Genomic DNA, 15,757 nt, shown 5'->3' with positions numbered 1-15,757 from the left:
CCCAGCCTACCCGAGGGGTGCCGCAGGCCGGGAAGAGGGCTTCCGCACGAGTATTGTGAACGTCGTGGTGGACTCGGGAGGACGACCTCGTGGTTAAGTGGTTCTGGCAGCGCGATGCGGCGCCGCGACGCACCCTCGCCTTGCGCGGCAGGGGAGAGCAGGGAGATGCGACGCGCATCGACTTCGCCGAGCTCGCCCCCGAGCTGAACCGCTTCCTCGGACAGGCCGCCTATCTGCAGCTGGGCTACTTCGAGACGCTGACGCGTCTCATCCGCGGCACCCCCGAGCTCTCCGAGAAGGAGTCGCTCTCGCGCGCAGCCGGAGCCGCGCTCACCAAGCACCGCGGGATCGTGGAGCTCATCGCGGAGCGGGGGGACGACCCGACGCAGCTGATGCTGCCGTTCCGGGAGAACCTCGATGCGTTCCGTCGGAAGACCATCGGCGCCCGCCCTCGCGAGACGCTGCTCGCCGTCTACATCACCGCAGGGATGTTGGACGACTTCTACCTCGCGCTCGCCTCCAGCTACGGGGAGACCGGGCACCGCGTGGCGCAGATCCTGCGCGAGGACGATGCCAGGCACGAGATCGTCGCCATCGTGCAGGAGACCATCGAGAGCGATGAGGAGTGGCGGTCGCTGCTGTCGATGTGGGCCCGCCGTCTCGTCGGCGACACCATCCTCGTCTGTCGCTCGGCGCTGCGGCCGGAGCGTCTCGACGTCGACGAGGAGCGGATCGAGCCGGTGTACACCGAGCTCATGGGCGCTCACGCACGGCGCATGGACGCCATGGGACTCGCGTCCTGACCCGACATCGCCACACGCGCGGTCGGTTCGAGGCGGTCAGATTCCGACGGCGGTCAGATTCCCAGCGCGACTCGCTTCTGGGCGTCGGCGCGCTTGCGCATCCCGGTGATCGCCACGGTCGCCAGTGCAGCGACGATGGGGGCTCCGAGGACGCTCGCGAGCCACAGCCAGATGCTGTCCTCGCCCACGCCCGCCCACTGCAGCGCGGTGTACAGGACCGCAGCCACCGCGGTCGCGATGGCGGGGGTCAGAGCGACACCGCGCAGCTCACGACCGCCGATCAGGAAATGTGCGGCGATCCCGAGAGCGCACGCGCCGATGAGTGCGAGGAGGATGTACATCGTCGGGTCAGGCGACGAAGCCGACGCGGCGGGATTCCTCGGTGCCCAGCTCGATGTACGCGAGGTTCGCGGTCGGGACGATGTAGGAGTTGCCCTTCACGTCGGCGAAGCTCACGTGCGACGCGCTCTGCTCGAGGGCGGTGGCGACCTGGGTGCGCACCTCTTCGGCGCTTGCGCTGGTGTCGAAGCTCAGTTCACGGCCGGTGTTGATGATGCCGATGCGGATTTCCACGCGTGCTCCTTGAAGTTCGGGGACTGCGCCAACTCTACCCCGGGAGTACAGGCCGGGATCGGCGGTCGCGGCCTGTTTCGCCGTGAGCGCACAGGGGGAAGGCACCATGGCTGCGGGCGGCCTCAGGCGGGTGGGGACGGTGATGTCCGCGCGTCCGGATAGCGTTGATGTCATGACACCGGATTCCGCTCAGCGTGCTGTGATCGCCGCGGAGTCGCACGCGTCCGGTGTCATCATCGGCGCACCGGGCACGGGGAAGACCCGCACCCTCATCGACCGCGTCGTCCACCTTCTCGATGCAGACGCCCTGCGCCCCGAAGAGGTGCTCGCCCTCACCCCGAACCGTCAGGCGGCGACGGCGCTGCGCGACCGGATCGGAGTCAGGATCGGGCAGGCCACGCCGGGTCCGCTCGCGAGATCGCTCGGCTCGTTCGCCTTCCAGCTCGTGCGGGGGGCGATGGTGAAGGAGGGGTCCGAGCCGCCGGCGTTGTTGACGGGCGCGGATCAGGACCGCATCATCGCCGAGCTCCTCGCCGGTGACGCGGAGGACATGCGCATCCCGTGGCCGGAGAGCCTGAGCGCGTCGGTGCGGGCGTCGAAGGGATTCCGCTCCGAGCTGCGCGCTTTCCTCGCCGAGTGCACCGAACTCGGGGTGGACGCTGCGGAGCTTCGTGCATCGGGCAACGCCGTGTGGGCGGCGACGGCGGAGTTCCTCGTGGAGTACCGAGCCGTGCTCGACGCCCTAAGATCCGCACATCGCGATGCCGCCGACCTGCTCAGCGAGGCGAGCGCCATCCTGCACACGGCCGATCCGGCGACTCTCGGCCCGTTGGCACCGCTGCGCGTGGTGCTCATCGACGACGCTCAGGAGCTCACCCGCGGCGGCATATCGGTCGTGAAGGCCCTGCGGAGTCGGGGGATCGCCGTGCTGGCGTTCGGCGATCCGGATATCTCTTCCGGCTCCTTCCGCGGAGCCAGCCCCGAGCTGTTCGCGCAGCTCGCCGGGGTGCTGGGGGATGTGCACGTGCTCGATGGCCCCCATCGTCAACGTCCGGCGCTCACGGCGCTCACCCGCACGGTGACGCAGGCGATCGGCGTGTCGGGGCGGGTGGAGCATCGGCGGGCGCCTGTGCCGGCGACGGCCGATGACGTCGACGCCGGAGTCTCCACGTTCATCGCCCCGTCTCCCTACGAAGAGCTCGATCGCATCGCCGGTGTCATGCGCGAATGGCACCTCTCCGAAGGGATCCGGTGGGATCGGATGGCGGTCATCGCCCACGACACCCGGCAGGTGACCACGCTCGAGACCGAGCTCGCCGCCAGGGAGATCCCGACGCGCGCAGCCGGTGTGCAACGCCCGCTCGGCAGCGAGGGGATCGTGCGCGACATCGTCGGCATCGTTCGTCTGGCTCTCACGCCCGTCGAAGAGCGCACCTCGACCGCGCTCGAGGAGGCGCTGCGCACCCCGTTCGGGGGGATGGACGCCATCGGGCTGCGGCGCCTGCGCGCCCGGCTCCGACACGTCGAGCTCGAGCAGGGCGGCTCCACCCCCGCGCGGGAGCTGCTGCGGCAGGCGATGGCGAATCCTGCCCACCTCACTCTCATCGACGCTCCGGAGTCGCGCACTGCGGAGAGGTTCGCCGAGACCATCCAGGCTCTCGCCAGCGGTGCGGATGCCGGCGAGACGATCCACGACCTGCTCTGGCGGGTGTGGGACCAGGCCCGAGCCGTCGACGGGCGTCGACTGCAGGTCGCCTGGCGCGAGATCTCGCTGCTGCCGACGGGGGCGGAGACCGCGCGTTCGCTCGACGCGCTCGTGTCGCTGTTCGACGCGGCCAAGCGCTTCGTCGAACGCACCCCCAACGAGAGGCCGGAGGTGTTCGTGCGGGACATCCTCGACAGCGAAGTTCCCGAGGACTCGCTGTCGACTCCCGATCGGCCGGGAAAGGTCACGCTGCTGACCCCTGCAACGGCGCTCGGCACCGAGTTCGATGCGGTCGTCGTCGCCGGCGTGCAGGACGGCATCTGGCCGAATGTGCGCCTTCGCGGTGGACTGCTGCAGACGTGGCGTCTGCCCGACGCGATCCAGGCCGTCCGCACGGGGATGGCGATCGAGCCGCCGGGCGTCCTCGACCGGCGACGGGCTGCGCTCCACGACGAGTTGCGTCTGTTCGTCCGTGCCGTGTCACGTGCGCGCGATCGGCTCCTGATCACTGCGGTGGACGACGACGATCTGACTCCCAGTCCGTTCTTCGGCTTCCTGCCCGCTCCCGAGCCGCCTGAGCGGCATGCCTCGGCGGAGCATCCGCTCACCCTGCGAGGCCTGGTCGCACGGCACCGACGCGCCCTCACCACGACATCCGCCGAACCCGTGCGGCGAGTCGCCGCTGCGCAGCTCGCCGTCCTCGCCCGCGAGGGGGTCCCGGGTGCGGACCCCGCCGAATGGTACGGAGTGACGCCCGTCTCCACCGATGCGCCGCTGCGCGACCTCGCGGTCACGGGTGCGCGGGTCTCGCCCTCGAAGATGGAGTCCTACGAGGAGTGCGGTCTCAACTGGGTCGTCTCGGCACTCGGCGGCGACACCGTGATGCCGCCGACGGCGGGCATAGGCACGATCGTGCACGAGGCGATGGAGCGGGTTCCCGACGGAGACCTGGAGCAGATGCGGGCGATCGTGGCCGAGCAGTGGCCGGAGCTCGACTTCGAGACCGAATGGATCGGACGCAAGGAGCGACGCCGTGCCGATCTGCTCGTCGACAGGCTGCACGCCTACCTGGGCGACGTCCGTCGGGAAGGCGGAAGGGTGATCGGCAGCGAGGTCGAGTTCCGCTTCGCCGTCGACGTGGCGGGGGCGAGCGGCGAGGATGAGGATGTCGTGCCGACCGTGCATGCGGTGGGGGAGAGCAGGGCGAATCAGGCGATCATCCACGGCTACATCGATCGGGTGGAGGCCTACCCCGCCGGCGCGGGTGAGCATGCGGCGGCGCGAGGCCGCGGATGGCAGCCCATGTCGGGCGGTCCGGAGGGCCCGACGGTCGTCGTCGATCTGAAGACGGGCAAGAACGATCCGGAATCCGACGCCGGCGTGCTCGAGCATGCGCAGCTGGCCGCCTATCAGATCGCGGTGCAGCAGGGACTCGTCGAGGGGGCGCCGCCGGCTTCACTCGCCGGAGCGCGGCTCGTGATCGTCTCGAAGACCCTCGCGAAGAGCGACTACCGCATCGCCCATCAGCACACGCTCGACGACGAGTCGCGCTCGGCCTTCCTGATGCGCGTATCGGATGCGGCGCGTGGCATGTCGGCTTCGAGCTTCACAGCGCAGGTCGAATCGCACTGTGCCGACACCCAGCGTCGGGTGCATCCCTGCCGTATTCACACGGTGCCGGCGGTGAGCTCGTGACGGGGGAGAACGGCGCACGGTGGAGCGTCGGCGTCTCGATCTCCGCGACCGACATCGCCGCCGCGCTGGGCCAGCCTTCGCCGACCCCCGCCCAACAGCGTGTGATCGAGGCGCCCCCGGAACCTGCGCTCGTGGTCGCGGGTGCCGGCAGCGGGAAGACCGAGACGATGTCGGGGCGCGTCGTGTGGCTCGTCGCCAACGGGCACGTGCGCCGCGACGAGATCCTCGGCCTCACCTTCACGCGCAAGGCTGCGGGTGAGCTCGCGGAGCGGATCGGCCATCGGCTCGCGGTCATCGACGAGTACGGTCGTCGTGGACTCCTGCCCCATCTCCCGGCGATCGTGGCGGACGGATCACTGCGCAGGGTGGAGGAGGCGGCGCCCGGCCGCCAGCGCGAGGTGGTCCGTGCACACGTGCTCGACGAGCTCGCCGCCCAGCGCGGGACCGGGTGGGACCCGGTGATCCCTCGGGCGGCGGAGGACCTGATGATCCGGCCTCGGGTCTCGACCTACAACGCCTTCGCGGACGGCATCGTCCGCGAGCACGCTGCACGCATCGGGCGAGACCCCGACGTGGCGATGCTCAGCCAGGCGGCCTCCTGGATGCTCGCGCGCGAGGTCGTGCTGCGTAGCGATCTCCCTGAGCTGGAGAACATCGACTTCGCGCTCGGCACGGTCATCGATGCGGTGCAGCGGCTCGCCGGAGACGCCCTCGACCACCGTGTGGACCTGGATCTCGCCGAGCGCATCGCCCGGGAGCAGGCCCTCGCCTTCGAGCCCTATCGGAGCAACGGCGATGTCGAGAAGGCGGCCGTGAACCTGCTCAGTCTTCCGACGCTGTCGAGCCTGGTGCGCGACTACATCGCGGAGAAGCATCGTCGCGGCGTGCTCGACTTCGCCGATCAGGTCGGCGGCGCGTACGACATCGTCGAGTCGGCGCCCGATGTGCGCGCCGAGCTCCGCGAGCAGCATCGCGTGGTGCTGCTCGACGAGTATCAGGACACGTCGGTCATCCAGACCCGCTTCCTCGCGGAGCTCTTCCGTGACTCGGCGGTGATGGCCGTGGGCGACCCGCACCAGTCGATCTACGGCTGGCGAGGGGCGAGCGCCGACAATCTCTACGCGTTCTCCGGCACGTTCTCGAGCACGGGCGCGGCGCATACCTACAGCCTCATGACCAGCTGGCGCAACGACCGCCGTATCCTCGGGATCGCGAACCGGGTGCTCGAGCCGCTCCAGCGGCCCGGGCTCGACGTGCCCCCGCTCGAACCCCGTCCTGGGGCGGGAGAGGGCACCGTGACCGTGGAGTACCCCTTCACGGTCGACGAGGAGGCAGCAGCCGTGGCGGAGTGGTTCTCCGAGCGTCGAGCGGCACACGATGCCCGCGAGACGGCAGCGGCACACGCGACGAAGCCGCACACCGGCGCGATCCTGTTCCGCTCGAAGCGGCACATGCAGACGTTCGCGGCTGCGCTTGCAGCCCGGGGGATCCCGCATCGGATCCTCGGTCTCGGCGGACTGCTGGCGACGCCGGAGGTCGTCGACGTCGTCTCGACGCTCCGCGTGGTGCACGACCCCACGGCGGGATCGGCGCTCATCCGACTGCTCACCGGGCCGCGATTCGGCGTGGGGGTGGCCGACATGGCGGCGCTCTACGACCTCGGGCGCACGCTCTCGGAGCGTGACCCCGCGATGGCTCCGCTGCCTGAGGAGATCCGTTCGCGGCTGCGCGGGTCGCGGGGCGCCGACGAGGCGGTGTCGATCATCGACGCCGTCGACGTGGTCAGGGCCGTGCGCGACGACTACAGACTGCTCGAAGCGATCACCCCGGACGGGCGGGCACGCGTGCGCGCCGCGGGCGAGATGCTGGAGCGTCTGCGACGAGCGTCCTCGCAGCCGATCCCGGAGCTGATCCGCCTGATCGAGCTCGAACTGCGGTTGGACATCGAGTTGGCGGCGAACGAGACCAGAGGGCCTGCCCGGATCGCCGCGACGCAGCTGCGCGCGTTCTCCGACGAGGTCAGGGCCTTCCTCGCCGCCGACGACCGGGGGAGCATCGGCAGCCTGCTGGCCTGGCTCGACAAGGCGGAGAGCACGGACGAGCTCATGCCTCGGCCGGAACCGCCGGAACCCGGCGTCGTGCAGCTGCTGACGATCCACGGCTCGAAGGGCCTGGAGTGGGATGCCGTCGCGGTCGTCCGAGTCGTGGTCGACGAGCTTCCGAGCCGTGTCTCCGACACCTCAGGGTGGTTCGGGTTCGGCGTCGTTCCCTTCGCTCTGCGCGGCGACCGAGATGCGCTGCCCCGCTTCGAGTGGGACCCCGTCGGGGCGATGGGCGACGAGACCGACCCCGTCAAGCGTCAGAAGCTCGCGCAGGCATCGCTCTCCGGCGGCGCGACCAAGGCGAATCCGCAGGGGGGCGCGATCAAGCGCTTCAAAGACGCGTACCGGGCGTATCAGCAGCAGGAAGAGCGACGTCTGGCGTATGTCGCGGTCACCCGTGCGCGGACCGATCTGCTCTTGAGCGGCTCCCACTGGGCGGGGCAGAAGTCCCCGCGCACGCCGAGTCCCTATCTGCTCGAAGCCATCGAGGCGCAGGGGTTCGAGGAAATCGATCAGGTCGATCCGGACGACAATCCGTATGAGGGCCCCGGTTCCACGCTCCGCTGGCCCCTCGACCCGCTGGGCGCTCGGCGGGGTGTCGTGTCCGCAGCGGCAGCGGCTGTCGAAGAGGCCACGCTCCGGGGAACGGCAGAACCCTCGATCGAGCTCGCTCGTCTGCTCGCCGAGCGTGCGGCCAGACAGCGCGGTGCCGATGCGGAAGCGCCGACGCGCGTGCCGGCCTCGAGGTTCAAGGACTATGTCACCGACTTCTCCGGAACCCTCTCGTCGATCGTCAGGCCGATGCCGGAGCGGCCCTACCGGCAGACCCGCCTCGGCACGCTGTTCCACGCCTGGGTGGAGCAGCGGTCCGAGCTCGTGGGCGTCGGCAGCCGTGTGGATGAGGCGCTCTGGGAGCTCGATGAGGAGGAGGCGCCGATCGAGGCCGAGCACCTGACGAGGGCGTCGGGGGAGGGGCGCGGAACGACCGCCGACGCCGCCGACCTCGCCGTGCTGCAGGCGACGTTCGAGCGCAGCGAGTGGGGAGGATTGCAGCCCATCGCCGTCGAGATCGAGATCGACTTCGTGCTCGGTGCAGGCCTCTCCGCGGACGAGGCTGCGGGGGGTCACATCGTCATCTGCAAGCTCGATGCCGTGTACCGGCGCTCCGACCGCGGCGGCCGCGTCGAGATCGTCGACTGGAAGACCGGCAAGGCCCCGCGCACCGCCGCCGAGCGGGAGGAGCGCATGCTGCAGCTCGCGCTCTACCGTCTCGCGTACCACCGCAGATTCGACGTACCGCTGGAGGAGATCGATGTCGCGCTGTACTACGTGGCCGACGACCTGATCATCCGCGACGATCGGATCTACTCGGAGGAAGAGCTCTTCCAACGCTGGAGTGCCGCTCGCGCGGCGCGCTGAGCTTCCTCGGAGTCATCCTCGTCGTACGCGGTCTCCGACTGCGCCCCGGAAATGCCATGCCTGTCCCCGGCATCGGTGCGGTGGGTGCCGGCGAAGATGCTCCGCGCTTCGGAGAGGTCCTCGGTCTCGCGGTCGAGCATCCCGGCGCGGTGGGAGCTGTCGTCCCGCTCCTGTCCCTGGCCTTCGGCACCGCTGCGAAGCGGTTCGACGACATCGGTGGAAGTCGCGTCGGTCGCGCCTTCCACCGATTCGGCCGGAACGTCGATCCACAGCTCCTCGGGGTTGTAGGCGTCGGTCTGCATCGACGTGTCGACCTCGGTCACGGCGTCTCGGGGCACGCGGTCGAGTGCGTCCATGGCAGAGTCGACTCCGGCGCTGCGGGCATCGATCACGCTCAGGTCATCGGTACGCAGACCCTCGGCGAGAGCCTCGAGCAGCGCGGCCGCGTCGTCGACGATATCCGGTCGATGCATGGCGTCGCCGTGCACGAGCCACCGAGCGAACTCGAGCTCGGCGAGCAGACGAGCACGCACTTCGAGGCCGGCGTCCGGTGCGCGGTCGAGTGCGCCGGAGTACGCGGCGTGGACATCGTCGGACGCCTCGGGTGCCGCGGAGAGCCACGACAGATCGACCGCAGGATCACCGATCGACAGTCCATGCCAGCCCAGGAGCCCGATGACTTCGGGGCCGCGTTCCGGGTCGTCCTCGAACAGGAAGGACGTCGACTGCAAGCCGCCGAGCACGACGGTGGACTCGAAGCGCCACAGGTCGTCGTCGGCGACGGCGTCGCGCCATCGCACGGTGAGACGCGCGGGAACCCTCCCCGTCGATGCGGCCGTGTCGATCAGGCGATCCAGCTCGGCGCGGCTCTCCTCGGCCGTGCGTGTGGCCAGTCCCGCCCCGCGGACCACCGAGGTGGGCATGCTGTGCACCGCGGCGATCGCTGACCCCATCGACGGGGCAGCGCCGCGCCCCGCCGGCACGTGGGCCGCGTCGATCTGGAACCCGGGCAGCAGCTCGGTGACGAGCGCGCGTCCCTCGCCGAGTCGGGTCTCCCCGATGTAGGCCGGCACCCGGAACGGCAGCATCGCTCGAGCGCCGTCGGTGAGAGCACGAAGCGCGATCGCCTCGGCGGCGAGTTCGCGCGCCGTCTCGTCGTCGTCTGCGACGCGGATCGCGAGCTCACGGCCATCGGCCAGGGTGGCGATGGCCGAATCGAACCGGCCCTCGCCGTCCGCGCTCAGACCACGGGCACCCGTGACCTCCGCCCCGGGCAGTGCGGCGGTCACTGCCGCGGCTAGAGTGAAAGGAGAGCGTCCCATGCCCCCAGGTTAGGTCGGCTCAGGGGCGGTCCCGCCTCCGCCACGCCCGTGAAAGAGGGAGTCGATGACCATTCAGCGCCCGTCCCTCGACCGAGCGGCCGAACTCCGCGAAGAACCGGATGTGCTCGCCCGTCTCCGCGACGACCCGGCGACGCGCGTCATCGTGGTCCGTGAAGGTCGTGTCAGAGTCGTCGACTCCGCACTCGTGCGCGTCGCACCCGATGCCGTCGTGGAGGCGAGCTGGGCGGTTCTGGGGCGCGATCTCGACGGCACCCTGCTGCTCCTCGCGGCCGCCCCGCCGGAGAACGATGCTCTCGACACGGCGCCGGACGAGATCTGGCTGGGACTGCGCGATCTGGGTGGTCGCATCGACGGCCGGGAATCCGAGCTGCTCATCAGCGCGATCGCGCTTGCCGGCTGGCTTCAGGACGCGGCGTTCTGCCCCACGTGCGGAGGGGAGACCGAGCTCCGACAGGCGGGCTGGTCCCGGCGCTGTCTCGTCTGCGGACGGCAGCACTTCCCCCGCACCGACCCCGCCGTGATCGTCGCCGTCGAGAGCAGGGATGGCCAGCGCCTGCTGCTGGGCGCCAACGCGAACTGGGGCGGGCGGATGTTCTCCTGCTTCGCGGGGTTCACGGAAGCGGGGGAGTCCCTCGAATCCACCGCCTACCGTGAGATCGAGGAGGAGTCGGGTGTGCGTCTGTCCGCCCTCCGATACGTCTCCTCGCAGCCCTGGCCGTTCCCGCGGTCGCTCATGGTCGGCTTCCGCGCCGTCGTCGACGACGAGACGACCGCGCGCGCCGACGGCGAGGAGATCATCGAGGTCCGCTGGTTCACACGTGCCGAGATCGGATCCGCGCTCGCCGGAGACGGACCGGTCGGGCTTCCAGGACCTGCATCGATCGCTCGGGCGCTGATCGTCGACTGGTACGAGGACAGGGCGTGAGCGCACTCGATGCCCTCGATGAGCGGCAGCGGGCGGCGGCATCCGTGCTGCGTGGTCCCGTCGTCGTGCTCGCGGGAGCCGGAACAGGCAAGACCAGGGTGATCACCCACCGCATCGCCCACGGTGTCGACACCGGGGCCTACTCGCCGTCGCGTGTGATGGCCGTGACCTTCACGGCGAAGGCTGCGGGGGAGCTCCGCGGACGGCTGCGCGCGCTCGGCGTCGAGGGCGTCGCCGCTCGCACCTTCCACGCGACGGCACTCGCGCAGCTGAACTTCTTCTGGCCCACTCTGGCCGGCTCGCCCGCACCGTCGATCATCGACAACAAGGTGCGGATGCTCGGGCAGGCTGCCGATGCGATCCGCCTCCGGCCCAGCACCGCGACGCTGCGGGACATCGCCTCGGAGATCGAGTGGCGCAAGGTCTCGATGCTCTCGATCGACCAGTACGCCGCGCTGGGTCGGCCGGTCTCCGGGGTCGACGCGACGCAGCTGGTCGAGCTGATGCGCGGGTACGAGGCGCTCAAGGACGACCGCCGTCAGCTCGACTTCGAAGACGTGCTCCTGGCCTGTGCCGGCATGCTCGAGGCCGAGCCGCGCGTGGCCGCGTCCGTCCATGAGCAGTACCGTCACTTCACGGTCGACGAGTTCCAGGACGTGTCTCCGTTGCAGAACCGTCTGCTCGAGCTGTGGCTCGGGGACCGGCACGACATCTGCGTCGTGGGCGACGCCAGCCAGACGATCTACTCGTTCGCCGGGGCCGAGCAGCGGTTCCTCCTCGAGTTCGAGCGCCGCCACCCCGACGCCACGGTGGTGCGACTGGAGACCAACTACCGCTCGCAGCCGCCGATCCTCACCGCGGCGAATGCGCTGATGCGGGGTCGTCCCGGCGCGCTCGAACTCGTACCGGCGCGAGAGCAGTTCACTGCGGACGCGCCCACGATCACCGCGTACGACACCGAGGGCGAGGAGGCTGCGGGGATCGCCGCCGGCATCTCCGCCCGTATCGAAGCCGGCACCTCTCCCGACGAGATCGCAGTGCTCTATCGCGCTCATGCCCAGTCCGCCGTGCTGCAGCAGGCGCTCGCCGCCGAGGGCATCGCGACCACGGTCCTCGGGGGGACGAGGTTCTTCTCGATGCCGGAGGTCCGCCAGGCGATCCTCGCCCTTCGCGCTGCGGCCGTCGCCCCGACGGAGCAGGGTTTCCTCGCCGGAGTGGAGCGCGTGCTCCGCGAGCTCGGACTCACGGAACAGCCGCCCGCTGCCGGAGGAGCGCAACGGGACGGGTGGGAGGCCCGGCGAGCGATTCTGCGGCTCGCGGAAGAAGCCGGTCCCGACTCGGACCTGCGCAGTTTCAGCGACGCCCTGATGGCGCGGGCGAAGGATCAGCACGAGCCGACGATGCGCACGGTCACCCTGTCGACTCTGCACGCGGCCAAGGGCCTGGAGTGGCCGCACGTCTACCTGGCCGGGTGGGCGGAGGGGTCGCTGCCCATCTCCTACGCGACGACGTTCGAGGCCGTCGACGAGGAGCGCCGCCTGGCGTACGTCGGTGTCACGCGCGCCGCGCGGACGCTGGCGCTGTCATGGTCGAGATCGGCGGGTCGGGGAGAGCGCGCACCGTCTCGGTTCCTCGCCGAGATGGGAACCACGGGCCGCGGCACCGGCATTCTTCGTGAAACGTCACCGAACGCCACGCGAGCGAGCCGTCAGCGCTGACCCGCACCGTGCGTCCGATGGCCGTGGCGTCGTCGGCGAGAAGCACAGCCGCGAGTCGCCCGGCCTCGGCGACCTGCGCAGCCCTGATCGGACCGGAGTCTCGGCCGATCATCTGTGCGTGCAGCAGCGGCCAGGCCGGCTCGAGGTCTCGGGCATGGGCGTCGCGACATGCGAGGCACGCCGATGCGCCGGGAACCACGAGCGGCCCGACGGTGACCCTGCCCGGCTCGAACGACACGGGCAGGTGCGCGGTGTCCTCGCGCAGAAAGCGGGCGAACTGCAGCGCGGCGGTCGCTCCGTTCACGAGCACGACACCGACACCGGGTCGCCGACCGATCTCGACCAGGGTGATTCCTTCGTCCGTCAGCGCTTCCCGCATGCGATACTCGCCGCGGCCGTCCGAGAGACCGATGCTCTCCACCCAGGCCGATCGGGCGGGCGCGGGGTCGTCGACCAGGAGCGCGTCGAGTCGAGCGAGGAGCATCCGTGCCGCCTCCCGCGGTGCGCCGGCCGCATGGGCGATCACGTCGAAGGAGCCGCGGCGGAACCCGGAGCGCAGCCGGCTGAGCAACCGCTCCACCCAGGGCTCCGCGGCGTCGAAGCGGGGACCGTCATCGTCGCCGAGCTGGAGCGTGCGCTCGTCTCGCCAGAGCAGCGGAGAGCCCGGGTCCAGGCGGGTGAGGAGTGGAGGAGTCAGCGGCATCTCTCCGATTGTGGAGAGGAACCGGGCGGTGCGGGGCCGTCTGCGGGCATCGGTGGAGAACTCCTCCGTATCCGCCAGACGGGGGAGGGCGGGTGCGGTCGAGGGAGCTCCCTCGGCCGCACCCGTCGTGCTCAGACCGGTCGGTCGCCCTCCGGCGCTGCGTCGTCGTCTCCGTCCGAATCCGCGGAGTTCTGGTCCGCGGGCCTGTCCTGCGAGAAGTCGTCGCCGTCGAGCAGGCGGGCCAGTGCTTCATCGAACTCGTCGGCGACGGGCTGCTCGCCGCGCTCTGCGGCCTGGAGGCGAGCCACGAGCCCGCTCGGGTCGTCGATGTCCTCGGCGGTCGGCATGAGGTCCGGGTAGTCCCACAGCGAGTCGCGGCCGCTGATGCCGACAGCATCCGTCACCGCCTGCCACATCGCGGATGCCTCGCGCATCCGACGGGGGCGGAGCTTGAGCCCGACCAGCGCGCCGAGCGCGTCCTCGGCCGGTCCGCCCACGGCACGACGGCGTCGAGCGGCCTCCGCGATACGGGCGCCGTCCGGCAGACGGGAGGTCGCCTCGGCGGTCACCACGTCCACCCAGCCGTCGATCGTCGCGATGAGGTTCTCGAGACGGGTCAGGGCTTCGCGCTGCGCCTCGCTCTGCACGGGGAGGAGCGCGCCGCCCTCGATGGCCGCGCGAAGCTCTTCGGGATCGGAGGGGTCGAGGCGACTGGCCACGTCTTCCAGAGCGTCGACGTCCACGGTGACTCCCCGTGCGAAGTCGGTGATCTGCGCCATCACGTGCAGGTGCAGCCACTTCGCGTGACGGTAGAGCCGCGCGTAGGCGAGTTCGCGGGTGGCGAGGTACAGCGCGATCTGGTCTTCCGGGATCTCGAGCCCCTCCCCGAACGCCGTGAGGTTCTGCGGGATGATGGCCGCGGTCCCCGCAGGGAGCACGGGGATCCCCACGTCGCCACCGGAGACGACCTCGAGCGAGAGGTTTCCCAGAACCTGCCCGAACTGCGCGGCGAACACCGAGCCGCCCAGGCCCCGCATGAGCTTCCCCGCTCCCTGCACGACGCCGCGCATGTCCTCGGGCACCTGCGTGTCCAACGCCGAGGTCAGGGCGTCGGCGATGCTCGTCGACACCGGGTCGGCGATCTCCTTCCACACCGGGAGCGTCTTCTCGACCCACTCACCCCTGGTCATCGCCGTCGGAGCCTCGGAGAGCTCCGAGATCGTCGTCGCCTCGCCGAGCCACAGGTTCGCGAGCGCGAAGGAATCGGCGAGCGAGGTGCGGGAACCGTCGGTCACTCCCTGCCCGTCGCGGTTGGCGATGAACAGGGCCTGGCGCAGGGCGTTCTCCCACGGATCACCGCCGAAGGCGCCCTGGAGCTGCGACATGATGGTCTGCATCATCGCCGGGTCGAGGGTGAATCCGTCCATCCCCTCGAACGCGCCTCGAAGCGCTTCGGGGTCGATGTCCCCGCCGCCCTGGTTCGAGAGCATCTTCCGCAGGAACTCCTGGAAGTCCTCGGGTGTCGGGTCGTTGTCTGCCATGTCACTCGCCCTCTCAGCAGTTCTGTTGCCGTGGCATCTACGCTAGTCACAGGTTTCTGCGCGCGAACCCGATGCGGGCAGATCGGTGTACGCCGCTCGCGAACGACGGAGGAATGCAGTGGATCGAACGCGGTCTGGGAAGCTCGGACTCGGAGTCTGGGCGCTGATCGTCGCGCTCCTCGCGCTGGTCCTGCTCACCTTCCTTCCGTCGCCCTATGTGATCCAGCGGCCGGGGCCGGTGTACGACACGCTCGGCACCGCGAAGGGCGCGGACGGCGAGCAGGTGCCGCTCATCAGCGTCGAAGGCGCGGAGACGTTCGAGACCGCCGGCACCCTCGATCTGACCACGGTGCAGGTCGTCGGCAACCGTGAGCGGACTCCGAGCTGGTTCGAGCTCGCTCTGGCCTGGATGGACTCTTCGAAGGCGGTCGTCCCGCTCGATTCCGTGTTCCCCCAGGGCGTGACCACCGAACAGCGCGATGAGCGCAACGCCACGCTGATGGTCGACTCCCAGCACGAGGCGACGGCGGCAGCGCTGAACGAGCTCGGCTATGACACCGGCGCGCAGGTCGTGGTGGTCGATGCCGTCGCGGACTCGCCGGCCGACGGCGTCCTGGAAGCCGACGACGTGATCACCGCGATCGACGGCACGGCCCTCACCTCGGCCACCCAGCTGAGAGAGGCGATCCAGGCGGCGGGAGGAGCCCCGGTGCAGCTCACCGTGGTGCGCGACGGCGCCGAGCAGACCGTCGAGGTCACCCCGGAGGAGCACACCGAGGGGGACAAGACCGCCTGGCTCATCGGCATCACCCTCCGCACCGACTACGACTTCGAGATCGACGTGACGATCCAGCTCGACAACGTCGGCGGGCCGAGCGCAGGGATGATGTTCGCACTCGGCATCATCGACACGCTCACCGAGGGCGAGCTCAACGGCGGCAAGGACATCGCCGGTACCGGAACGATCGACGCGGCCGGCACCGTCGGCCCGATCGGCGGCATCCGGCAGAAGCTCTACGGCGCCAGAGATGCCGGAGCGGAGTACTTCCTCGCGCCGGCCGACAACTGCGACGAGGTCGTGGGTCATGTGCCCGACGGGCTTCAGGTGATCCGCACGGCGACCCTCGACGAGTCTCTGGCCGCCCTGCAGGTGATCGCCGACGACGGAGACGTCGCTGCGCTCCCGACGTGCGACGTCGCCGACCGGTGAGCGCGGAAGCTGCTGCGACC

The 15,757-nt window shown here is 70.3% G+C and carries 10 protein-coding genes; 6 read left to right on the top strand and 4 right to left on the bottom strand.

Features of this window, described 5'->3' with window-relative positions:
• Positions 1 to 89 precede the first annotated feature (89 nt).
• Positions 90 to 803, top strand: coding sequence for a ferritin-like fold-containing protein (locus AAY78_RS17460; protein WP_046749551.1), 714 nt, complete (start codon positions 90 to 92; stop codon positions 801 to 803).
• A 53-nt stretch (positions 804 to 856) separates the two neighbouring features.
• On the opposite strand, the gene AAY78_RS17455 is transcribed toward AAY78_RS17460, so the two are convergent.
• Positions 857 to 1,144, bottom strand: a complete 288-nt coding sequence (locus AAY78_RS17455) for a hypothetical protein (protein WP_046749550.1) — start codon at positions 1,142 to 1,144, stop codon at positions 857 to 859.
• A 7-nt stretch (positions 1,145 to 1,151) separates the two neighbouring features.
• Positions 1,152 to 1,376 carry a DUF3107 domain-containing protein gene (locus AAY78_RS17450; RefSeq protein ID WP_046749549.1) on the bottom strand — a complete coding sequence of 75 codons (225 nt, stop codon included), beginning with the start codon at positions 1,374 to 1,376 and terminating at the stop codon, positions 1,152 to 1,154.
• 172 nt (positions 1,377 to 1,548) lie between these two features.
• On the opposite strand from AAY78_RS17450, the gene AAY78_RS17445 reads away from it, so the two are divergent.
• Together AAY78_RS17445 and AAY78_RS17440 are read left to right on the top strand one after the other, a co-directional pair.
• Positions 1,549 to 4,776 (top strand): ATP-dependent helicase, encoded by a 3,228-nt coding sequence (locus AAY78_RS17445; protein ID WP_052748830.1) that lies wholly within the window; start codon positions 1,549 to 1,551, stop codon positions 4,774 to 4,776.
• Positions 4,773 to 8,297: an ATP-dependent DNA helicase gene (locus AAY78_RS17440; protein WP_082108745.1), complete on the top strand. Its 3,525-nt coding sequence runs from the start codon at positions 4,773 to 4,775 to the stop codon at positions 8,295 to 8,297. The genes AAY78_RS17445 and AAY78_RS17440 overlap by 4 nt, the downstream gene beginning before the upstream one ends.
• Here the strand turns inward: AAY78_RS17440 and AAY78_RS17435 are convergent.
• Entirely contained in the window at positions 8,243 to 9,619 is a 1,377-nt protein-coding gene (locus tag AAY78_RS17435) for a phosphotransferase (protein WP_046749548.1), read from the bottom strand. The genes AAY78_RS17440 and AAY78_RS17435 overlap by 55 nt on opposite strands.
• A gap of 64 nt (positions 9,620 to 9,683) precedes the next feature.
• Here AAY78_RS17435 and nudC point away from each other — a divergent pair, with 64 nt between their 5' ends.
• Both nudC and AAY78_RS17425 read left to right on the top strand, forming a co-directional pair.
• Positions 9,684 to 10,565 carry an NAD(+) diphosphatase gene (gene nudC, locus AAY78_RS17430; protein WP_046749547.1) on the top strand — a complete coding sequence of 294 codons (882 nt, stop codon included), beginning with the start codon at positions 9,684 to 9,686 and terminating at the stop codon, positions 10,563 to 10,565.
• A complete protein-coding gene (locus AAY78_RS17425; RefSeq protein WP_046749546.1) occupies positions 10,562 to 12,283 on the top strand; it encodes an ATP-dependent helicase in 1,722 nt (573 codons plus the stop codon). The genes nudC and AAY78_RS17425 overlap by 4 nt, the downstream gene beginning before the upstream one ends.
• A gap of 834 nt (positions 12,284 to 13,117) precedes the next feature.
• Here AAY78_RS17425 and AAY78_RS17420 read toward each other — a convergent pair.
• Complete coding sequence (locus AAY78_RS17420; protein ID WP_046749545.1) at positions 13,118 to 14,527, bottom strand: zinc-dependent metalloprotease; 1,410 nt, start codon at positions 14,525 to 14,527, stop codon at positions 13,118 to 13,120.
• A gap of 118 nt (positions 14,528 to 14,645) precedes the next feature.
• Between AAY78_RS17420 and AAY78_RS17415 the strand changes: the two genes are divergently transcribed.
• Positions 14,646 to 15,737 carry a YlbL family protein gene (locus AAY78_RS17415; protein WP_082108744.1) on the top strand — a complete coding sequence of 364 codons (1,092 nt, stop codon included), beginning with the start codon at positions 14,646 to 14,648 and terminating at the stop codon, positions 15,735 to 15,737.
• The last annotated feature ends 20 nt before the right edge of the window (positions 15,738 to 15,757 follow it).

The organism is Microbacterium sp. Ag1, assembly GCF_001005635.1.
In the GTDB taxonomy this organism is placed as follows: Bacteria; Actinomycetota; Actinomycetes; order Actinomycetales; family Microbacteriaceae; genus Microbacterium; species Microbacterium oxydans.
The sequence above is the reverse complement of the archived record's forward strand: the minus strand, read 5'-3'. Positions and strand labels throughout refer to the sequence as shown.

Excerpts from the sequence above, each read along its gene's own strand:
- AAY78_RS17455 (WP_046749550.1), bottom strand. The coding sequence starts at position 1,144 with ATGTACATCCTCCTCGCACTCATCGGCGCGTGCGCTCTCGGGATCGCC.
- AAY78_RS17445 (WP_052748830.1), top strand. The coding sequence starts at position 1,549 with ATGACACCGGATTCCGCTCAGCGTGCTGTGATCGCCGCGGAGTCGCAC.
- AAY78_RS17435 (WP_046749548.1), bottom strand. The coding sequence starts at position 9,619 with ATGGGACGCTCTCCTTTCACTCTAGCCGCGGCAGTGACCGCCGCACTG.
- nudC (WP_046749547.1), top strand. The coding sequence starts at position 9,684 with ATGACCATTCAGCGCCCGTCCCTCGACCGAGCGGCCGAACTCCGCGAA.
- AAY78_RS17420 (WP_046749545.1), bottom strand. The coding sequence starts at position 14,527 with ATGGCAGACAACGACCCGACACCCGAGGACTTCCAGGAGTTCCTGCGG.